Source organism: Arthrobacter sp. TJ-58 (genome assembly GCF_058269295.1).
On the sequence record NZ_JBZCNM010000001.1, the window covers coordinates 394709 to 414180 of the forward strand.

A 19472-nucleotide genomic window follows, 5' to 3' on the forward strand; every position below is an offset into this window, starting at 1 on the left:
GCCTTTCCTGAAGTCGGCAACCGTTCGGGTTGCTCCGGGGCTGAATATACAGATCAGGCCCGGGTTTCGGGTATCCCCAGATGGCCGGTGCGGTTCAGGTCCAGAACGCATCGGTCATGATGGAAATCGTCTTCGTTCAGATGCGTAATGCTTCCGGGGGACAGCCGGAACTTCACATAGCCGGCGGCAGCCAGGGGGAGTCCGATCCAGGCGGCAATGAGGTACGTGGCTGAACCGCCGTGGGTCACAACGACGGTGTTGCGTGCTCCCGCGGCGAGAATCCGGTCCAGAGCTGTGTAGAGCCGGCTCGCCCAAAAATGTCTCGACTCGGACCCTTCCACCCCGTCGCGGTGTTGCATGCGTTCTCCTTGAGCGGGCGGGGGAAGGTAGGGAATGGAACCAGCCGGCGTTCCCTCGGCTGCCCCGTAGGACTGTTCCCGAAGGTCCGGATCAAAGATGATGTCCAGGCCCAGCAGTTCGCTGATCGTTGCAGCTGTCTGCCGGGTCCGGAGAAGATCGGAGCTGAAGAGCAGCGTTCCGCCGTCGCCGGATGCGAGACCAGTGAGTGCTGCGGCTATCCGGCGGGCGTCCTCCACACCCCGGGCGGTTAGCGCCGAGTCGTACCAGCCACCCACGAGATTCTCGACGTGATGCGTGGCCTCCGGGTGGGTGATGATGTACAAGTTCCGCACTGTTGCCCTGTCAGCCGGCCGGCGCGGTGGGGGTGATGGTGCTTTCCGAGAAACGGAGCTGCGTTCCATTCATGGCTTCACTATGACACTCCCTGCCGAGAATTCCCGGCAATGTGAAATGCAGATGTGAAGGGCTTAGTCCGGCAGTGCGGCCCTGCTGTTGAGTGCGTCCCTGCTGCTGAGTGCGTCCCAGCCGAAGCTGGCCAGCCAGTGCGATGACATGAATTCCGCGGTGACCACGGCGTCCAAACCGGCGTCGAGCAGTGGATCCAGCCCGGCCCGCAGTACTGCTGCATCGGCCGCTCCCGCCTCTCCGGCTGCCTCCAGCACCGGCAGGATCCGAGCGGCCTGGCCGGCGCGGGAAAGATTTAGGCCGTGCAGATGGACCATGTAACCGTCGGTTTCATCGGTCACGGACACCGGCTGCAAAATACGGGACGACGCCGACAATCCCGGCAGAAACGCGGCGAACCATTTGGCGAAGGCGGCCGGATCCAGAATCCGTGCCATGAGATCAGCCTCGCTGAGTCCGGCGGAGAGGAAGTCCTGGCCGCTGAGCTCCCACTCTGCGGCCCAGCCGGTGTCGCCGGCGAACCACTTGATCGCAGCGCCGGCGCAGGTCGTGGCGGCCTCTGCTCGTCCCAGGACACGGAACGAGCTGTACAGCATCCCCAGGCCGAAGGCCGTGTTGGTGTGGATGCCGTGCCGGACGGGGTGCTCCACCTTCGCGGCCCAGCCTTCCACCAGCTGCGCCACATCATCCACCAGCGGATCCAGTGCTTTTCCCCATCCGGAAATCTGCGGGTCTGCCGACGCGGCCGCAGCGCCGGCGAGGCGCATCAGCCAAGCCCAGCCGTAGGGGCGTTCCCAGCCCGGATTGGCGCGCAGATAAGAGCCTTCAGCGGCCAGGTTCTCAGGCGTCAGAGTGGCGTCCAGTTCTGCGCGCAGGGCGGCATCCCGCCCGTCGTCGAGCCCGTATTCCAGCAGGGTCACGCCCAGCCAGTGCATGTGCACGCACGAGTGCCAGTCAAAGGACGTGTGGAAGCTGGGGTGCACCTCGCGCGGGCTCGGCCGGTCCTCGGGCGAGGCCTGAACGTGGTGCGAGGCGTACGGGTAGGGCCGGCGCAGGTTGTCCAGCACGACGTCGGCGTATACGGCGGCGAGAGCGTCACGGCGGAAGTCAGTCATGAGACGGCCGCCGTCCGCGGTGCAAACATGATGACGGCCACGCCCACCAGGCAGATGATCGAACCGACGATATCCCAGCGGTCCGGGCGGAAGCCGTCAAAGACCATTCCCCAGGCGAGCGAGCCCGCCACAAACACACCGCCGTACGCGGCCAGGATCCGGCCGAAGTGTGCGTCCGGCTGCAACGTTGCCACAAAACCGTACAACCCCAGGGCAATCACTCCAAGCCCGGCCCACCACCAGCCCCGGTCCTCCCGGACGGCCTGCCACACCATCCAGGCGCCGCCAATTTCGGCAACGGCAGCCAGAAGGAACAGCAGCACGGTTTTCGCAGTGGTCATAGGTCCATCCTGCCGTACCCGCCGGTGGACCCGGGAGCTGGCTGCCGCTTGGGGATTCTCCTCCGCTTTGGGAAATCCCTGCCTCCGCGTACCGGTCGTTTTTTCCCAATGCGGAGGGATGTCGCCGGGTTTGTTGCGTTCTTTGTCACCTTTACGCCGTGCGTCAGCGACATTCAGAAATTTGAACAGCTTGACCCTATAGTCTGGTCTGTTGTCCCCTGCCGCTCACTGCGGCTGCCGGGGCCGGGGATTCCTGGGCCTGGATGGCGGAACGCCCACCTCGAACAGAACAGAAGGATGAAGATGGATCAAGAGCGCATGAATGTGGAATCGTTCAACCTCGACCACCGTCTTGTTGCGGCACCCTACATCCGGGTTGCCGACACAAAGCAGCTTCCGGGCGGTGACGTGATTACCAAGTTTGATGTTCGTTTCACCCAGCCCAACGCGGCCCACCTCGAAATGGACGCCGTGCACTCCCTGGAGCACCTTTTCGCCGAGCATTCGCGCAATCACTCAGACAAGGTGATTGATTTCTCTCCGATGGGCTGCCAGACGGGTTTCTACCTGATGATGCAGGGCGCTCCGGCCTTTGATGAAGTGGCTGCTCTGGTCGAGGTGACATTGAACGACATTCTGCGCGCAGAATCAGTTCCTGCTGCCAACGAGGTTCAGTGCGGCTGGGGTGCCAACCACTCCCTTGAAGCAGCGCAGGCAGCGGCCACGGGCTTCCTTGCGGACCGTGCCGGCTGGGATGTGGTGTACGCGTGAGTTCAGCTGCATTTGTCATCCTCGTCGCAATGGACGACGAGCTTGCTCCCTTTATCGAACGGGCAGAGGAAGTTGGCCCGGGCCGGCAGATCGGGAACGCGGTTCACCGCGACGCAGTTCTGGGCGGCCACCCCGTGGTACTTGTCAGAACCGGCATCGGCCTCGTTAACGCCGCCGGAGCAGCAACCACCGCCATCCTCGAAGCGCAGCGCGCCGGTGAAAACACTGAGCAGCCGGTAGTGATCAGCGCCGGCAGCGCGGGCGGACTGGGAGCCGACGTCCGTGTGGGCGACGTCGTGGTGGGATCCGAATACATCAATGTGGACGCGGACGCCCGCGCCTTCGGCTACAAACTCGGCCAGGTACCGGGGATGCCCGAAATTTACCCGGTTCCTGAGCAGCTGACCGAATCCATCCGCTTGGCCCAGACCGGCGGAACCATTCCCCTGCATCACGGCCTGATTGTCTCCAGCTACAACTTTGTCACTCCCGCCAGAGCTGAACTGATTACCGGTAGTTTCCCCGGTGCGCTGGCAACGGACATGGAGTCCTCCGCGATTGCTCAGACCTGCTTCGTTTTTGGTGTTCCGTTCATTTCTGTCCGCGGCATCTCCGACCTGTGCGGCCCGGCAGCCGAGGATGATTTCCGGGACCAGGTGGATGACGCAGCAACGCAGTCGGCGAACGTGGTGATCTCCTCGCTGGATGCACTGGCAGGAGTGGCCGGCGCCTACCAGCCCGTCTAACGCGGAGGTGCTGCGGACCGGGTTGCCGGGACGCAGCGCCTTCGGGCTGAACTTCAGCATCCATACCCGTTTCCGCGGCCGCTTTGGGATTTTCCCTGCGTTGTGGGAAATTCCGGACGCTGCGGACCGGGCGGTTTTTCCCAAACCGTGCGGTTTTTCCCAAAGCGAAGGGAATCTGCCCCGGCGCACTCCGCAGGCGCCCGGCGGAGCTACAGCATCCGCACGGGACTGCCCGCCAGGAACGCCGAAATGTCCTCCACCACCTGCGGAAAGAACGTGCTGTAGTTCCGCTCGGTCACATAGCCAAGGTGGGGCGTTGCCAGAACGTTGGGCAGGTCCCGGAACGGGGACGACGCCGGCAGCGGCTCTTCCTCGAAGACGTCCAGCCCGGCCCCGGCAATCCGTTCCTGCGCCAACGCATCGAGCAGCGCGGCCTGGTCCACAATGGCAGCCCGCGACGTGTTCACCAGGCAGGCAGTGGGCTTCATTAGGGCGAGCTCCCCGGCCCCGAGCAGCCCCCGCGTGCGGTCACTGAGCACGAGGTGGATGGAGACGACGTCGGAAACGGCCAGCAGCTCCTCCTTCGAGGCAGCGAGCCGGGCGCCCGACACCTTCGCGCGATCCGCCGTCAGGTTGGAGCTCCACGCGATGACCTCCATGCCGAACGCGTTTCCGACCCGGGCAACCTGCGATCCGATCTTGCCCAGTCCCAGCAGCCCAAGGGTGGCGCCCTGCAGATCAGCGCCCACGGTGTGCTGCCACGGGCCGCGGTTCCGCAGGGCGGCTGCCTCGGGAACCAGATGCCGGGCAAGACCCAGGATCAGTGCCCAGGTCAGCTCCGCGGGCGGCGCGGAACTGCTCTCCGTTCCGCAGACAATCACGCCCTGCGCCCGGGCTGCCTCCAGGTCGACCGCGGCATTGCGCATGCCGGTGGTCACCAGCAGCTTCAGCCGGGGAAGCCACGCCAGGAGACTGGCCGGAAACGGTGTGCGTTCGCGCATGAGCACGACGACGTCGAAGCCGGCCAGCCGCTGTGCCAGCGCATCCTCCCCGGTGAGGTGATCCGGAAACACAGTCAGCTCAACCTGGTCACCAAGCTCGGTCCAATCGGCGAACCGGGTGGCGGCGTGCTGGTAATCGTCGAGCACTGCGCATTTCAAAACCATGTCTTTTTCCTCTGCCGGCAACTTCGGGGACGCACCGACAATAACTGACAGCTAAACCCTCAACCGGGAGAACACGGAGTACATGTAATCGGTACCCTGCTGGAGTGCAGCGGTGAAGATGCGTTCGTCGTTGCCGTGCATCCCAATCAGCTGGGCGTTGCTGAGGACATAGGGGTACACGCCGTATCCCGGTATTCCGCGGTCGCGCCACGGTGCCAGGCTGGTCCCGGCCTCGAACAGGGCGGGTGTGAAGCGGGCTCCCGGGTAGGTGTCCCGCGCCGCTGATTTCAATGCCCGGAACAGATCGGTGTTGGTATCGGCCGGAGGGGTCGCCCAGGTCTGGTCAAGCGTGGCCAGGTATTCCTCTTCCGAGACACCTTCCGGGGCCGCTATCCGAACTTCCACGTCCTTCCGGGACAGCTGCTCGCGCACCTGGGCCAGGAATTGCCGCGGTTTCTGGCCGCCGGGAATGGCGCGGCAGTTGATCCGTGCTTCGGCGCTGGAGGGAATGACATTCTCCTTGTAGCCGGCGTTTTCGATGACGAATGCGTGGGTGGTGCGCAGCAGTGCGCCGTGCAGCGCAGGGTAGGGAGACTTGGCGATGACCATGCGCGCCCAGCGTTCCAAGGTCTGTGGATTCCGTGCCTCCAGCATCCTCCGCAGCGCCTGAGCGAACTTCCAGTTGGTGGTGGCATCGGCCACGGCGCGGAAGTACTCGCGGGTCACATCCGTGAGATAGACCGGCGCCTGCCAGTCACCCAGCTTCGCGACGGCGCGGGCAAGGGTGACGATTGCGGCATCACCGAGCGGTTTGGACGAGTGGGTCGCGGTGCCCCGCGCGATGAGGTCGATGTTGAAGTAGACCTTGTCCTGCCTCGTGGCGCTGATGAGCATGGGGGTGGTTCCGTCGTCCTGGGCCAGGAACCAGCCGCCCTCGGTGAGCACGGAACCGGCGTCGAGCTTCTCCCAGTAATTGGCCGCGAGCCAGCGGGAGCCAAAGGACCCCGCCTCCTCGTCGCAGTCCGTCAGGACGATGATGTCCCGGTCGAACCGGGCACCTTCGCTGAGATGGCGCAGCAGGGCCGTAATGGAAGCGGCGTTCGCTCCCTTCATGTCCAGGGCTCCGCGCCCGTAAATTTCGCCGTTGCGGACTTCGCCGCTGAACGGATCCGCCGTCCAATTTTCCAGTTCAACGGGAACGACGTCCGAGTGGCCCAAAAGCAGCAGCGGCTCTGCCCGGCCGGTGCCCGGGATTCGGGCGATCACGTGCACGTTGTTCGGTTGCGGGGTGTCCACAATCTCCACGGGAACTCCCGCGCGGGTCCAGACCTCCTGCAGCATTTCGGCGTGGGGGCGGGTATTGCCGCCGGTTCCAAAGTTCTGGGTGTCGAAGGAGAGCATCCGTTTGAGCAGGTCCAGCGGATCCAGGTCAGTGCCGGGAATGGCGGGGGCGGCCGGCGCCGGAACGGCCGAGGGTGCGGTGAGCAGGCTCAGGCCGGCGAGTCCGGCGGCGGTGGTGCCGGCCACGCCGCCCAGGAATGTCCTGCGGCGAAGGCTCGGTGCCGGTTGGTTGCTGGGGATGGGATTATGGGTGCGCATTCTGGTTCCCTCTCGGTGCGGCGGCTTGTCCCAGTGAAGGACGCCGGGGGCCGCCATGCTGACAGGGGACCTCCGTCACGGCAATAGGCAGGGGCAGGAACGGGGCTAAAGAGCGGGACAGGCGGACCGTTGCCTGGACGGCTGCCTCCTGTAAGCGGCAGACTCGCAAGTTTGCGCAGCTTGTGACCTGCGTCATGCCTGCCGTAGAGTGATCGTACCGACCGTGTTTCGACTATAGAACGTTGTGTTCAAATATCGAACAGCACCGCATCTCGCGGCAGGCCGGCAACCGCAGACACAAAGAAGTGAGGACACCCGTGCAGTTCCACCATCACGGCTACGTATCCGGGGACCCGCGCATTCAGCCGGCCGCCGGCGTCGGCATTGACCGCCCCGAGGACCTTCCCGATCGGATGGACGTGCTGATTGTCGGATCAGGGCCTGCGGGCATGCTTACTGCCGCCCAGCTGGCCCAGTTCCCGAACATCACCACCCGGATCGTGGAACGCCGTGACGGCCGGCTGGCCATCGGTCAGGCGGACGGCATCCAGGCCCGCAGCGTGGAAACGTTCCAGGCCTTTGGGTTTGCAGAGGAGATCACGGCCGAGGCCTACCGGATTACGGAAATGTGCTTTTGGCGCCCGGACCCCGAGGATCCCTCGCGCATCGTCCGCTCCGGACGCGCGCTCGACGACGAAGCCGGGATCAGCGAGTTCCCGCACCTGATCGTCAATCAGGCCCGCGTGCTGGACTACTTTGCCCGTGCAATGGCCTTCGCGCCCACCCGCATGACCCCTGACTACGGTTTCGAATTCGTTGGCCTGGAGGTCGACGACGATGCCGAGTACCCGGTGACCGTCACCCTGCTGCACACCGCCGGTCCCCATGAAGGCACCGAACGCACGGTGAAGGCCAAATACGTGGTGGGCTCCGACGGCGCCCGGAGCAAGGTCCGTGCCGCCATCGGCTGCAGCCTGGAAGGCGACAAGGCCAACCACGCCTGGGGCGTCATGGACGTGCTCGCGAAGACCGACTTCCCGGACATCCGGACCAAGTGCGCCATCCAGTCCTCCAACGGCGGCTCCATCCTGCTCATTCCGCGCGAGGGCGGGCATCTGTTCCGGATGTACGTGGACCTCGGCGTGGTCCCCGAGGATGACAACGGTGCCGTCCGCAAGACCACCATTGACCAGATCATCGCGAAGGCCAACGGCATCCTCGCCCCCTACACACTGGACGTCCGCAACGTCGCCTGGCACAGCGTCTACGAGGTGGGCCACCGGCTCACGGACCGGTTTGATGACGTGCTGCCCGAAGATCTGGGCACCCGCTCGCCGCGCGTCTTCATCACCGGCGATGCCTGCCACACGCACAGCGCCAAGGCCGGACAGGGCATGAACGTGTCCATGCAGGACGGCTTCAACATCGGCTGGAAGCTCGGCCATGTACTGGACGGCCGCAGCCCGGAATCGCTGCTGTCCACGTATTCGGCCGAGCGTCAGGTGGTGGCTCAGAACCTCATCGACTTCGACAAGGAATGGTCCACCCTGATGGCGAAGCGGCCCGAGGAGTTCGAGAATCCTTCGGACCTCGAGGACTTCTATGTGCGCACCGCCGAGTTCCCCGCCGGGTTCATGACCGAATACACGCCGTCAATGCTGATTGCCGAAGCGAAGCATCAGGAGTTGGCCGCCGGTTTCCCGATTGGCAAGCGCTTCAAATCCGCCACCGTGCGGCGCGTTTCCGACACCAACCCGGTGCACCTGGGCCATCAGGCCAAGGCTGACGGTCGCTGGCGCATCTATGTGTTCGCCGATTCCGCCCCGGCCGGTGCTCCGTCGCCGGTCACCGATCTGGCTGCGTGGCTGGAGAGTGCTCCGGAGTCTCCGCTGGCTGCCACGCCGGCGGATCTTGACCGCGATGCGTGGTTCGATGTGAGGGTCATCTACCAGCAGGACCATAACGGGATCGACATCAATGCGGTGCCGGCAGTCTTCAAGCCTGAGGTGGGTCCGTTCCGGCTCACCGACCTGGCCAAGGTGTACGGCGCCGACCCCCAGGCGGACATTTTCGAGGAGCGCGGCCTGGACCGCGGCGGTGTTGTGGTGGTGGTCCGCCCTGACCAGTACGTGGCCAACGTGCTGCCGCTGACGGCCGCTGCGGAGCTGGGGGAGTTCTTCGCTCCGCTGCTGCCGGCCCGCCAGCCGCAGTCCTAAACCCGCTCCAGGCAGGACGACGGCGGCACCCGGGTGCCACCGTCGTCCTGCGTTAACTGATGGACAGCATTGGGGTGCGGCGTGGCTGAGGCAATGACAGACTGGGCACCATGGACACCCCTTCCGCCCCGATAACGCCCGACTTTGACGCCGCCGCGCTCCTTTGGGATGACTACGCCGCCGCGTACCCCGAGCAGGCCGCTGCCGACAGCCAGTACAATGTGGAGACCTTTGGTGATTCCCCCAAACTCGCTGACGAGCTGCTGGCGCTGGTGCTGGACGGGCGGAAAACCGCCACCTCCTCACTCGTCGCGGAGTATGTCGACGGCGGGGATCAGCTGCCGCGGATCGGCATTCACTGGATTGTCTGCGACAGTGCCGGTGTGCCGCGGGCGGTTCTGCGGACCACCGAACTGAGGCTGGGCACGTTTCACGACACGGACGAGGCCTTTGCACGGGAGGAAGGGGAAGGCGATCTCAGCCTGGAGTCCTGGCGGCGTGAACACCGGAAGTACTGGGAACGCACGTCGGCCGCGCGCGGCGGGTCCTGGTCCGAATCCGACGAGCTGGTGTTTGAGCGCTTTAAGGTGGTCTGGCCGCTCAACCAATAGCCTTACCAGGGCAGGGGACCGTCCTCATCGCTGAAGGTGCCGGTGGGCCCGCCGGCAGGGACGGTGGCCATCCGGACCGCGGCCCGGGCACCCTGTTCCGGGGTGCGGGTACCGCGGAAGCCGTTCAGGTCCGTGGCCACAAAGCCGGGGCAAACCGCGTTGACGAGAATGCCTTCCGGCGCCAGGCCGCGGGCATACTGCAGGGTCAGGGACGTCAGCGCCGTCTTGGAGGGGGCGTAACCGGCGGCAATCGGATCATTGTTCGCCGGGTTCGAGACTGCGGCCAGCGATCCGGCCACACTGGAGACGTTGACAATCCGGGGAGCTGCAGAGAGGCGCAGCAGCGGCAGGAAGGCCGCGGTCACGGTGATGACGCCGAAGAAGTTGGTCTCGAAAACGGCGCGGATCTCCTCCACGTCGGCAGAGCCCGGCTGCTGGGCCGCGAAGCTGACCCCCGGCGTGGCGACGATGCCGGCGTTATTTACCAGGGCATCGAGCCGGCCGAAACGGCGTTTGACCTCGTCCGCTGCGGCCGCCACCGAGGCAGGGTCCGTGACGTCCAGGACGATGGCGGCAGCCTCGCCTCCGGCGGCGCGCAGTTCCGCGGCGGCCGTCTCACCGGCGACGGCACTGCGGGCGGCGACCACCACGGTGTGGCCCAGCGCCGCGAGCTTGCCGGCGATCTGGCGGCCTATGCCCTTGTTGGCACCGGTAACGAGGGCAATCATGTTGTTTTCCATGGGGACTCCTAGAGAAATACCGCCGTCCCGACCGGGACGACACTTTCAGTCTGTCCAACAAAATCCGTACGCGGAATAAGCATAAGTCCGGTTTTAATGCTCTACAGTACAAACATGACAACGAGCGACCGGTTATCCGAAGTGCTGGACTTTATTGAGGTCCGCGGAATAATTTCGGGCAGCAGTGCGGTGCATGGGCGCTGGGAGTCAGAGAGCCAGCTGGATGAGGACCTGAAGTTCTTCGCCGTGGTGCAGGGCCGGATGCGGGTCTCAACCGACGGCATGGATGCGCCGCTGCTCCTGGAAGCCGGCGACGTGGCAGTACTCAACGGCCGTGCCTGGCTCCGGCTCGAGGGTGATACTACCGGCGGCCTGGAGGAAGACGACGGCGTCAGGCTGCGTCTGGATCCGCCCGCCAGCGGCACCTTTGTCAGGGTGGGGGAGGGGCCGGCCGGTGGGGAGGACATCATCATCGGCGGCCGGGTTGCCGTGAATGCAACCGGACGGGAACTGCTGCTGCACGCGCTGCCGCCGGTGGCGCATATCCGTTCCGGAACCCCGGCCGCGCCCCATATGCATGCGCTCATGGAACAGCTGTTCGCAGAAGTGTCCCGTGAACGGATGGGCTCTGCGTTTGCTGTCCGGCAATACGGGCAGCTCCTGCTGGTGGAGGTGCTCCGCGCCTTCATGGAAGAGGCGGAGCTGCCTACCGGCTGGCTGAAGCTTCTTGCTGATGAACGGCTCCGGCCTGCGGTAGCGCTGATTCATGCCCAGCCGTCCCGGCCCTGGAGCCTGCAGGACCTCGCCCGGGCCGCCGCGATGTCCCGCACCGCCTTTGCTGAACGGTTCCGCGAAGTGGCGGGAATGCCGCCGCGGGCGTACCTGAATAATTGGCGGATGCTTACCGCCCAGCGGGAGCTGCGTTCCGGCGACACCCGTATCCGGACGCTGGCGCTGGATTTGGGCTATTCATCCGAGAGCGCATTCAGCACCGCCTTTAAACGCAGCATCGGTGTTTCCCCGCTGCAGTACCGGACACGCACACGCGAGGAAGACCTGCGAGTTGCGGGTGCGGCACACTAATCCCGGTGCGTCCAACTAGTTACAGCGCGGTACCCGTCTCCTTCGCCAGGGTGCGCAGCAGTGCATCCTGAAAACCGGCGTCGTTCACCGCCTCATGGGGCTGCCGCCGTCGTCCGTGGTACCAGTAGCCTCCGCTGGTGAGCGCGTCGGGCTCGTCGCTGACCGCGAGCCACACCTGGGTCTGATGGCCGAGCTCCAGATCATCGGGCGCACCGCGGCCGCCCATTTTTGTGGGCACCCAGCCGGGGTCCACCGAATTGCTGAGCACATCGGGGCGCAGCTTCGCCAGCGCGGCCGCCAATGTGGTGACAAACAGCTTGCTGTCCGCGTAGGAACCCGCCGCGTTACCCTGCCAGTCAACGCCGTCCAGGGAGGGGCGCCCGGCGTAGTGGTCATTACTGCTCAGATAGATATGCCGCTGCGGTCCCTTGAGCAGCGCGGTGAGCAGGTAGGGCGCGACGACGTTGACGGGCATGACGGCCCGGCCGCCCGCGACCCCGGCGTTGTGGATCACGGCGTCCAGCGGAGTTCCGGCATTGAGTTCGGCGGCCACCTGCCGTACCGCTTCAGGGTCCCCGAAGTCGCCGACCACGAGGTCCGCACCGCGCTCGAGCAGCGGTGCAAGAGCATCCGCGCGCTCCCGGTTGCGCGCGTGAACGACGACGTCGTGCCCCGCGGTGAGCAGTGATTCAGCCGCCGCCCTGCCGAGTCCGTCAGCTGATCCGGTCACGAGGATTCTCATGGTATGGCTTCCCTTCCGGGGGATCGGGGATCTTCAATGCTGGACCGTGTCCTGTGCGCACGCGGTTCAAATGTTACTCATCCGCTTACGGCTCCGGTTCCGGCTCCGGCTCCGGCTGTAGCTGTAGACGCGCGCACGGCTGCTGGAAAGGGCAAAAATGAGCAGGATGTCGAAGGAATAGCCAAAAAAGTTGCTGCCAAGGGTGGTGACCGTGCCGGCAAACACGGCACTAATCTGCAGGATAATAGCGGCGGCACTTAGGGACATGGCCGTAATGCGGGCGATATTGCTGCCCCTAAGGATCAGTACCGCCAGCAGCACCTCGGCGCAGGCAAAGAGGGCCATGATGACGCTCACGGGTGCGTAGGCGCCGCCTAAGTCCGCGAGGCCGCGGTTTTCTTCGCCCAACAGTTGCGTAACCCACGGGGCATGGGCAAACCGGGCCAGAAACGGAGCCGCCACCGTCAGCGCGGCGATGCCTCGCAGGAGCACCAGGATCGAACCGACGATGATGGGCGGCGGCCGAGAGATCCGGTGCTCGTCCCGTCCTTCCGCTGCCGTCCGCTCCGATTCGGTAAGCTCCGTTTGCGGCACGTGGGCTTGCAGCACTTCTGTTTCCGGCACGTCTGTTTCCGATATTAGGGACAGATCGGTCACAGGCAGATCACCGTCCGTGACAATCGAATCGCCCCCGCCGTTGCGCGAGTGGTATCCGGTGGAAAAGTTCTTGATGACCTGCACCGCCACCTCGGGGGACGACTTTTCAATGGTGGACAGCAGGTAGTCCCGTTCGGCGTCGATGTTCTCACCGACGCGATGGGTGACCTGCAGCGTGAACAGGGAAAGTCCGACGGCGCGGTCGAAGGAAGCGGCTCCCAGCCAGTCCGCGGCAATCCCGCCCGGCAGCATCCACCCTTCCGGGCACCGCCAGAACCGCACATGGTGACGCTGGCGAGGGTTGCCGTGCATCTCCTGCTCGTAGGCAAAATCCTGCTCCCGGTCAAAGAGCAGCAGCGGACTTACCGGCGCATGTGGATAGCTGCGGTGCAGCAGAGTGGAGGAAACAATCCGCCAGCTGCTGGCCAGCGTGACTGGATCTGCCAGCTTCCAGTCAGCCCGGTCCAGGGCCCTGTGCAGCTGTACCTCGGTCCCCAGGAAGGCGAGGTTGACGGCATCGCCGAATAATCCGGCGTTGGTCCGTGTGCGTCCCATGAAGTAATTGGGAATCAAGATTTGCGACAGGATCCCGTAGACGCGGGGCAGCACCAAATAGGCCAGGGCCACCCAGAACACGATCAGGAATCCGATGCGCCCGTGCAGCTCCAGGCCTTCAACGAGCAGCAGCACCACAAACCAAATGGCTGCGAGTCCGCTGAATGCGAAGAAGATCCGGTCGACGGCGGTTGCTGCGGTACTGGGCGGCAGTTCGGTGACGGAGTCGGAGACTGTGTCACCGGATATGTCAGTGGTGGCACTCGTTGATGCAGTCACGCCGGCTGGTTCGGTCGTTCCGGAGATATTTGTTGTCTCGGTGTCTTCTGCTCCGGTCCCCGGCGGGCGTCCGGCGCCGTCGTCGCCCGGCTTTGTCATAGAACCACGCTGGCTTGCGTCCCTTCCGGCCGTCAATGCCCCGCCGTTCCTTCCGGGAGATGGCAGCACAACTGCCTTGTCCCGGCCCGTGATTTTGGGGCCCCGGCCAGTGCACGGGTGACAGTGCACCGTTCTGCGCCGGATATTTTGGGCTAGAAGTTGAATAAGAAGATAACTCGAAAAGACAGGTGTTCCGCCCGTACCGGCAGGGCCGAATTTGGGTCGTTCGGAGCTGTTTTCGGGTCGGAAATGTCAGTGGCGGGTGAAAACCTGTTGACATGGATCAGCACGGATCTTCTTCAGGGCACGCACCGGTTGGCGCGCAGCAGGCCGCCGGCGATATCACCGCAGGTGAGCGGACGGCACCGGCGCGCAGCCTGTCCGTGTACTCCGTTGAGCCCGGCGCCGTTGGAGCCCGTTCAGTTCTGGCACCGGATGCTAAAGAGGTCGCAGCGTTCACCAGCACGGACTATTCCGGCTACCGGGACCGGTTCACCGGAAGCCTGGCCCTGCAAGGTGTTGAAGTCTTTGACCAGGATGAAGCCGGTGCTGTCCTGGCACGGTTGGACCACCTTGTCCGGTGGGCGCAGGCCCAGCAGGCCAGAGTCCTGAACCGGATGGAGGGGATCTTCCGGAACGGCTTCCTGCCGGAAACAGGATCGAATGAAGACCGGCAGTTGGATCCGGGGCTGGCTTTCAGTCTCGCGGCGGAGGAAGCAGCAGCGATCCTGCATCTGCCTACCGGCACCGCGAAGATGCTCATGAGCGACGCCGGAACCCTCTGCGATACCCACACGGCAACATTGCAGAGTCTGGAAGCGGGAGCCCTCGGTTACGGGCAGGTGCAGACCGTGCTGGAGCAGTCCCAGAACATTCCTGCCACCGACCTGCCCGGATTCGAGATGGATCTGCTGACGGCGGCCGGGCACCATGACGGGGCTCTGACTCTGGCGCAGTTCCGGGTCAAAGCCCGCAGGATGCGCGAAACCCGGTTTCCGGAGACCATTGCGGTCCGGCACAAGAGTGCGTTCGGCACCCGCCGGGTGTGTTTGCAGCCGGATACGGACGGAATGTCCTGGTTGTCAGCGTTCCTTCCGGCGCAGAAAGCGCAGGCGATCTATACGCAGCTCAGTGTTGCGGCACGGGGTGAGCAGGCTGCCGGGGATCCCCGCCCCGTGGATCAGTTGCGTGCCGACATCCTCGCTGACCTGCTGACCAGCGGCGGCAGAACCGGAGACCCGGGCGGTAACGCTGAGGGTGACGGCGCGTGGGTCCGGGGCGAGAACGAGACCTCGGATCCTGACCCGGATTCTGGCACGGGCGAGAACTCAGGTTCTGACCCGGATTCTGGCACAGGTGAGAATTCGGGTTTCGGTGCAGGGAGGAAAACTAGTGACCAGGACCGTCCCATTAGGCACGGTTCCGGTGCCCGCACAGAGATTCTGGTCCTGATCACCGCCGAAACCCTCCTCGGCGCTGATGAGGATCCTGCCGAGCTGCATGGTTACGGGCCGATCAGCGCCGAAACAGCCCGCAGACTCGCACGCCAGGCGGCCCGATGGACTCCGGTGGAACGCGACCCGCACACCGAAGAGATCCTGCGGGTCGGCCGCCGGCGCAAAGTACCGCCCGGACTCCAGCGCTGGCTGCGGGCACGAGACGGCACCTGCCGGTTCCCGGGCTGCCGGACCAATGCTCTGATTTCCGAGATCGACCACACCACACCCTGGTCCCATGGCGGGACAACGGATCATGACAACCTCGAACATTTGTGTCGACGCCACCACATGTTCAAAACCCAAGGTTTTTGGAAAGCCCGTCAGCGTTCACCCGGGATTATCGAATGGGTTTCACCGGGCGGCCGGACCTACCGCACCGAACCCCACCTTCGCCTTGCCTCCGGTTCGGGCACGGGTTCCGGTTCCAAATCAACCGGCATGCCAGGGGTTGTCATGGAGTCACCGGAAGTATCGCTTTGGGGATCACCCGACGACCCCAATCCCTACGACTACGGCGACAGCCCGCCGCCCTTCTAGACCGCTACCTTTCTAGGCCGCCGCACTTCCAAGCATCCGCTTTATCTGATTCGCCGCAGTTCTGACTCGCCAAGCGGCTACGCTGCAGGACGTTCGCTACTATCTGTTCGGCTGTCGCTTGAAGCGAATTCCCAGCCGTAAAGATCATCGAGATCCACAAACGGCATCCCGAGCCGCGCAGCAACCAGTTCGCCAACGGTGGTCTTACCGGCAGCCGCGGGGCCGATCAGGACGAGGGCTGGAGAGCGGAGCATGGGTTCGATCCTGCCACAGGCGACACTCGAAAATGGAGCAATCCAGCCTGCTAGGGTGTGCCCATGGATGGGGTGGCTGAGGTCTATCAACGGTTCGCGACGCTCGAAGCTGCGGGGATATCGCCTATCTTTGAAGCGTGGGCCAGGGGAGTCTCCGAAGACCCGGAGATCTGCACCCTGATCGCCTCGCTCCCCCGGAGCAAGCGTCAACCCAATCTGGTGTTCGCCGTCGCGCGTCTGCTGGGCGTGCCTGAACAGAAGTACGCACCGTTCAGGAACTGGTTGATTACGCACTGGAGCGAGGTGGTTCCCGTGGCGATGGCTCGTTCAACCCAGACCAATGAAGCGGCCAGATGCGCCGTGCTGCTGCCGGTGCTCAGCCGGCTGGAGGGCCCGATCAGCCTCATCGAGGCGGGTGCTTCGGCAGGGCTGTGCCTGTATCCGGATCGGTACAGTTACCGCTACGACGTCGGAGACCGTGTGGCCGCACTGGACCCCGAGCCAGGACCGAGTGACGTGGCGATCCCGTGCCTGATTGACCAGACTGCGCTGCCCGCGCGACTGCCCGACGTCGTCTGGCGGGCCGGAGTGGATCTCAATCCGCTGGATGTCCGAGATCCGGAGCAGATGGCCTGGCTTGAAGCACTCGTGTGGCCGGAGCATGACGAACGGCGCAGCCGCCTCCGCCGCGCCGGACGCATCGCGGCCGCAGAACCGGCGCAGCTCGTCCGGGGCGATCTTCTTGAAACGATTCCGGAACTCATCGCCCAGGCGCCCGAAGGCTCCACGGTTGTGGTGTTCCACAGTGCGGTGCTGGTCTATCTCCAGGCGGAGGACCGACGGCGTTTTGTTGAGTTGATGGAGACGTACCCGGACGTCGTCTGGATCAGCAATGAGGGAGCAGGGGTGCTGCCGTCCGTCTCCGAACAGGTGCGGAAGCCCATTACCGGGCGCACGATTGTGGCAGTCAACGGCAAAGCCTGTGGTCTGGCGGGTCCGCACGGGCAGTCGTACGAGAGTCTCCGGGAATCAGCTCGCGCTTTGGCGCCAGAGCACGGTGAAAAGCCATATCAACCAGCGAAACCAGTCAGCCACCATAAGGAGTCGACGCAATGACGAAGTACTTGATCTCATTCCCCAGCAGCGCCATGGTTCTCCCGGCAGCGGATCTGCCGGCGGTATCGGAGGCAGCGCATGCGGTGCTGCAGGAGGCGAAGGACGCGGGTGTCTGGGTGTTCGGCGGAGGCATTGATGAGAGTATTCGGCCGGTGATGGTCGACGGCGCCGGAACGGTTATCGAGGGCACGTACCCGCAGACGAAGCAGATTGAAGGCGGATACACCGTGCTGGAACTGCCATCGCGCGCGGAAGCTCTGGAATGGGCTGCAAAGATGGCGGCAGCCTGCCGGTGCGCGCAGGAAGTGCGCGCCTTCATGGACGATCCCGCCAGCTGAACCGGGGGAGCTGTACCGCACCTGCTGCAGCAGGTCAGCCGGAGCGGGCTCCAATTGCAGTAGATTCTCTGGGGACCCGGTACCGGGCCTCGGGTTTCCGGGCCGGCTTGGCAGTTATGAGAGGCAAATCGACGTGGCAGAACAACTCTTCCTGAAGCTCGTCCTCATTACCTGCATCATGCTGGGAGTCACGGGCATCGGCTGGTGGGCGCGGACGCATCCGAACCGGTCCAAGGAGAACCCCGAGCAGGTCCGGCTGCCGAAGGCAGTGCCGATTGTCGGCTGGCTGTTCATAGGCGTGGGATTTCTGATGGGGCTGCTGGTCCTTGCCTCTCCCGGCATGCCTCTCGGAGCCCAGATTGCCGCGGCGGCCATCTTTGCGGGCGGGCTCGCGTTCGTAGCAATATACCGGAACTTCTACGTTGATCCGCGGGCACACGAAGTGGCGTTTCGCACCGCGTTCGGAATGGAGCACGTTGTCCCCTACAGCGACATTGTGCGCTACAACCTGTTCAGATCCAGAGGACAGCAAATCCTGACGATCAAGTCCATTCACGGTGCGAAGCTCAGCATCAACATCGGCACTTTCGATGTGGGGCCTCTGCTGCGGGCCGTTGAATATCATCAGGTGACCGGCCGCTGGCCCGCCCGCGTTGGAGCTGCTGGCCCGGGCGCATCCGGAAGCTGACCCCGGGGTAGCCCAGTGCCAGAGCGCCATGACACGCACCGCCCTTGTGCAGGGAACGCCTGAGCGGGTGGTTTCGTGGATGGGGAGTTTTCCTGGATGGCGCGTCCGAGGAGAGGATGCTCTCCCAGACGGAGGAACGGATGCTGCCGGACGAGTGGTCCTGAAACTCCGCCTCCTGTTCGAGCACCGTGTCAAGAACGGAGCGGCACGGCTTGATGCCGCGGGGGAGTGACTGCCCCAGCTTGGATTTGCCGGCCCGTGTGGAAGGAGGACTCTTCAACTACCGGCGCATCCGGTGTTAGCTGGAAGGCACTGATCTAACCGATATGCGGCCGCCCCTGCGCGGGAAGGAGATCGACATGACGGAGCATCTCAGCAGATTTGCGGATCTTTATCGAAAGCAAGGTCCATGGTGCCTCGCTTATGTGGACGCCAGCGCCGGAGGCGCGGAAGGTGCGGAAGCCGCCGAAGTCCGCCCCGGTGAGGTTCGTGCAGCCCTGGCGCAGCAAGGGGCTCCAGCGGAGGACCTGGCAGCCATGGAAGCTGCGGTGGATCCGGCGCGCGGACTGCCCGCCCCGATCTCCCGCTTTGTGCTCGTCCGGCAGGGAACGGTGGAGCTGAACGAACTGCTGCCCGGCCCGCTGGTAACACCAAAACACGTTTCCGTGGGCCCTGTTCCGGACCTGCTGCCGCTCATTAAGCACCGTCCCGAGGAATTTCCGTACATCGTTGTGGAAGCAACACGGGAGGACGCCGAGATCCGGCTGGAGTACGTGGGCCGTCCCGGACCCGCGGCGGTAGAGGAAATTAGGGGGTCCACCGAGGACATCAGCAAACTTTCCGCCGGTGTGGACTGGGCACAGAGCAAACAACAGCGCCGGACCGAAGAAATCTGGCGCCGGAACGCAGAGGAAGTTGCCGGCCAGATCAACCGAATTGCCGACAGCAGCGGTGCCCGGCTGATTGTGCTTGCGGGAGACATCCGTGCCCGGGGGCTGGTGCGGGACCAGCTGGGTGAGGCCCACAAGCCGCTGGTCACGATGATCGATTCCGAAACCCGGCCGGCAGACTCCCACCAGCATCTTTTCCAGGACAAGGTCCAGGAACGCATTGCCCTGCAGTGGGCGGCCGAGCAGGAACAAATCATGGACCGCCTTGCTTTGCAGGAGGGACAGGCCAACCCCGAATCCGCCGTCGGCGTGGGTGCTGTGGTCCATGCGCTTCAGCAAGCTCAGGTTGATGTGCTGATCCTCAACGACAAAGCCCTCAGCGACCGTCAGCTGTTGGTTCTGGCCGGCGAGCCGTGGGTTGCCACTGCGGACGAACAAGCCCTCGGCGCGGAGTCGCTGGGCCGGGTTCCTGCCCCGACAGCACTGCTGCGCGCGGCGGCTCTGACGGACGCCAGCCTGCTTTTGGTGCCCGACGGCGTCCTGCCCGGAGGGGTGCAAGCTGCCGCCCTGCTGCGCTGGCCCACTGGACCCGCTGCCCCCGGAGCTGACGCTACATAGAAGTGCTGCCGTCCTGTCCCCGGCCGGACGAGTACACCGAAAGCAGT

Annotated in this window: 19 protein-coding genes; 10 read left to right on the plus strand and 9 right to left on the minus strand. The window is 64.5% G+C overall.

The annotated features are described in order from the left end of the window. Window positions 1–53 precede the first annotated feature (53 nt). The 3 genes from AC4D2W_RS01865 to AC4D2W_RS01875 all read right to left on the minus strand — a co-directional run bounded on the left by AC4D2W_RS01865 (window position 54) and on the right by AC4D2W_RS01875 (window position 2221). Entirely contained in the window at window positions 54–683 is a 630-nt protein-coding gene (locus tag AC4D2W_RS01865) for a histidine phosphatase family protein (RefSeq protein ID WP_490925215.1), read from the minus strand. A gap of 144 nt (window positions 684–827) precedes the next feature. Further along, window positions 828–1880, minus strand: coding sequence for a DUF2891 family protein (locus AC4D2W_RS01870; RefSeq protein ID WP_490925216.1), 1053 nt, complete (start codon window positions 1878–1880; stop codon window positions 828–830). Next, on the minus strand, window positions 1877–2221 hold the full coding sequence (locus tag AC4D2W_RS01875) for a YnfA family protein (RefSeq protein ID WP_490925217.1): 345 nt from the start codon (window positions 2219–2221) through the stop codon (window positions 1877–1879). The genes AC4D2W_RS01870 and AC4D2W_RS01875 overlap by 4 nt, the downstream gene beginning before the upstream one ends. Before the next feature lie 303 nt (window positions 2222–2524). Here AC4D2W_RS01875 and AC4D2W_RS01880 point away from each other — a divergent pair, with 303 nt between their 5' ends. Further along, a complete protein-coding gene (locus tag AC4D2W_RS01880; RefSeq protein ID WP_490925996.1) occupies window positions 2525–2992 on the plus strand; it encodes an S-ribosylhomocysteine lyase in 468 nt (155 codons plus the stop codon). Next, on the plus strand, window positions 2989–3738 hold the full coding sequence (gene mtnN / locus AC4D2W_RS01885) for a 5'-methylthioadenosine/S-adenosylhomocysteine nucleosidase (protein ID WP_490925218.1): 750 nt from the start codon (window positions 2989–2991) through the stop codon (window positions 3736–3738). Before AC4D2W_RS01880 ends, mtnN begins: the two co-directional genes overlap by 4 nt. Before the next feature lie 209 nt (window positions 3739–3947). Here mtnN and AC4D2W_RS01890 read toward each other — a convergent pair whose 3' ends face one another. Then, entirely contained in the window at window positions 3948–4904 is a 957-nt protein-coding gene (locus AC4D2W_RS01890; RefSeq protein ID WP_490925219.1) for a D-2-hydroxyacid dehydrogenase family protein, read from the minus strand. 51 nt (window positions 4905–4955) lie between these two features. Next, entirely contained in the window at window positions 4956–6503 is a 1548-nt protein-coding gene (locus AC4D2W_RS01895) for a M20/M25/M40 family metallo-hydrolase (protein ID WP_490925220.1), read from the minus strand. Window positions 6504–6820: 317 nt separating this feature from the next. On the opposite strand from AC4D2W_RS01895, the gene AC4D2W_RS01900 reads away from it, so the two are divergent. Beyond that, window positions 6821–8719, plus strand: a complete 1899-nt coding sequence (locus tag AC4D2W_RS01900; RefSeq protein WP_490925997.1) for an FAD-binding monooxygenase — start codon at window positions 6821–6823, stop codon at window positions 8717–8719. Window positions 8720–8829: 110 nt separating this feature from the next. Continuing rightward, entirely contained in the window at window positions 8830–9330 is a 501-nt protein-coding gene (locus AC4D2W_RS01905) for an ASCH domain-containing protein (protein ID WP_490925221.1), read from the plus strand. Window positions 9331–9332: 2 nt separating this feature from the next. Here the strand turns inward: AC4D2W_RS01905 and AC4D2W_RS01910 are convergent, their stop codons facing one another. Beyond that, the gene (locus AC4D2W_RS01910; protein WP_490925222.1) at window positions 9333–10070 is read right to left on the minus strand and encodes an SDR family oxidoreductase; all 738 of its coding nucleotides are present in this window, start codon (window positions 10068–10070) and stop codon (window positions 9333–9335) included. Window positions 10071–10184: 114 nt separating this feature from the next. On the opposite strand from AC4D2W_RS01910, the gene AC4D2W_RS01915 reads away from it, so the two are divergent. Beyond that, the gene (locus tag AC4D2W_RS01915) at window positions 10185–11153 is read left to right on the plus strand and encodes an AraC family transcriptional regulator (RefSeq protein ID WP_490925223.1); all 969 of its coding nucleotides are present in this window, start codon (window positions 10185–10187) and stop codon (window positions 11151–11153) included. Between the two features lie 19 nt (window positions 11154–11172). Here AC4D2W_RS01915 and AC4D2W_RS01920 read toward each other — a convergent pair whose 3' ends face one another. Then, entirely contained in the window at window positions 11173–11895 is a 723-nt protein-coding gene (locus AC4D2W_RS01920; protein ID WP_490925224.1) for an SDR family NAD(P)-dependent oxidoreductase, read from the minus strand. A gap of 66 nt (window positions 11896–11961) precedes the next feature. Continuing rightward, window positions 11962–13485 (minus strand): LssY C-terminal domain-containing protein, encoded by a 1524-nt coding sequence (locus AC4D2W_RS01925; RefSeq protein WP_490925225.1) that lies wholly within the window; start codon window positions 13483–13485, stop codon window positions 11962–11964. A gap of 278 nt (window positions 13486–13763) precedes the next feature. Between AC4D2W_RS01925 and AC4D2W_RS01930 the strand changes: the two genes are divergently transcribed. Continuing rightward, the gene (locus tag AC4D2W_RS01930) at window positions 13764–15521 is read left to right on the plus strand and encodes an HNH endonuclease signature motif containing protein (protein ID WP_490925226.1); all 1758 of its coding nucleotides are present in this window, start codon (window positions 13764–13766) and stop codon (window positions 15519–15521) included. Between the two features lie 77 nt (window positions 15522–15598). Here AC4D2W_RS01930 and AC4D2W_RS01935 read toward each other — a convergent pair whose 3' ends face one another. Next, window positions 15599–15775, minus strand: a complete 177-nt coding sequence (locus AC4D2W_RS01935; RefSeq protein WP_490925227.1) for a shikimate kinase — start codon at window positions 15773–15775, stop codon at window positions 15599–15601. A gap of 63 nt (window positions 15776–15838) precedes the next feature. On the opposite strand from AC4D2W_RS01935, the gene AC4D2W_RS01940 reads away from it, so the two are divergent. From AC4D2W_RS01940 to AC4D2W_RS01955, 4 genes are all read left to right on the plus strand, one after another. Beyond that, window positions 15839–16891: a DUF2332 domain-containing protein gene (locus AC4D2W_RS01940; RefSeq protein ID WP_490925228.1), complete on the plus strand. Its 1053-nt coding sequence runs from the start codon at window positions 15839–15841 to the stop codon at window positions 16889–16891. Next, on the plus strand, window positions 16888–17229 hold the full coding sequence (locus tag AC4D2W_RS01945) for a YciI family protein (RefSeq protein ID WP_490925229.1): 342 nt from the start codon (window positions 16888–16890) through the stop codon (window positions 17227–17229). Before AC4D2W_RS01940 ends, AC4D2W_RS01945 begins: the two co-directional genes overlap by 4 nt. Before the next feature lie 133 nt (window positions 17230–17362). After that, window positions 17363–17917, plus strand: coding sequence for a hypothetical protein (locus tag AC4D2W_RS01950; protein WP_490925230.1), 555 nt, complete (start codon window positions 17363–17365; stop codon window positions 17915–17917). A 359-nt stretch (window positions 17918–18276) separates the two neighbouring features. Further along, the gene (locus tag AC4D2W_RS01955; protein ID WP_490925231.1) at window positions 18277–19425 is read left to right on the plus strand and encodes a baeRF2 domain-containing protein; all 1149 of its coding nucleotides are present in this window, start codon (window positions 18277–18279) and stop codon (window positions 19423–19425) included. The last annotated feature ends 47 nt before the right edge of the window (window positions 19426–19472 follow it).

Excerpts from the sequence above, each read along its gene's own strand:
- AC4D2W_RS01870 (WP_490925216.1), bottom strand. The coding sequence starts at position 1,880 with ATGACTGACTTCCGCCGTGACGCTCTCGCCGCCGTATACGCCGACGTC.
- AC4D2W_RS01875 (WP_490925217.1), bottom strand. The coding sequence starts at position 2,221 with ATGACCACTGCGAAAACCGTGCTGCTGTTCCTTCTGGCTGCCGTTGCC.
- AC4D2W_RS01880 (WP_490925996.1), top strand. The coding sequence starts at position 2,525 with ATGGATCAAGAGCGCATGAATGTGGAATCGTTCAACCTCGACCACCGT.
- AC4D2W_RS01890 (WP_490925219.1), bottom strand. The coding sequence starts at position 4,904 with ATGGTTTTGAAATGCGCAGTGCTCGACGATTACCAGCACGCCGCCACC.
- AC4D2W_RS01895 (WP_490925220.1), bottom strand. The coding sequence starts at position 6,503 with ATGCGCACCCATAATCCCATCCCCAGCAACCAACCGGCACCGAGCCTT.
- AC4D2W_RS01905 (WP_490925221.1), top strand. The coding sequence starts at position 8,830 with ATGGACACCCCTTCCGCCCCGATAACGCCCGACTTTGACGCCGCCGCG.
- AC4D2W_RS01910 (WP_490925222.1), bottom strand. The coding sequence starts at position 10,070 with ATGGAAAACAACATGATTGCCCTCGTTACCGGTGCCAACAAGGGCATA.
- AC4D2W_RS01915 (WP_490925223.1), top strand. The coding sequence starts at position 10,185 with ATGACAACGAGCGACCGGTTATCCGAAGTGCTGGACTTTATTGAGGTC.
- AC4D2W_RS01920 (WP_490925224.1), bottom strand. The coding sequence starts at position 11,895 with ATGAGAATCCTCGTGACCGGATCAGCTGACGGACTCGGCAGGGCGGCG.
- AC4D2W_RS01925 (WP_490925225.1), bottom strand. The coding sequence starts at position 13,485 with ATGACAAAGCCGGGCGACGACGGCGCCGGACGCCCGCCGGGGACCGGA.
- AC4D2W_RS01930 (WP_490925226.1), top strand. The coding sequence starts at position 13,764 with ATGGATCAGCACGGATCTTCTTCAGGGCACGCACCGGTTGGCGCGCAG.
- AC4D2W_RS01935 (WP_490925227.1), bottom strand. The coding sequence starts at position 15,775 with ATGCTCCGCTCTCCAGCCCTCGTCCTGATCGGCCCCGCGGCTGCCGGT.
- AC4D2W_RS01940 (WP_490925228.1), top strand. The coding sequence starts at position 15,839 with ATGGATGGGGTGGCTGAGGTCTATCAACGGTTCGCGACGCTCGAAGCT.
- AC4D2W_RS01945 (WP_490925229.1), top strand. The coding sequence starts at position 16,888 with ATGACGAAGTACTTGATCTCATTCCCCAGCAGCGCCATGGTTCTCCCG.
- AC4D2W_RS01955 (WP_490925231.1), top strand. The coding sequence starts at position 18,277 with ATGACGGAGCATCTCAGCAGATTTGCGGATCTTTATCGAAAGCAAGGT.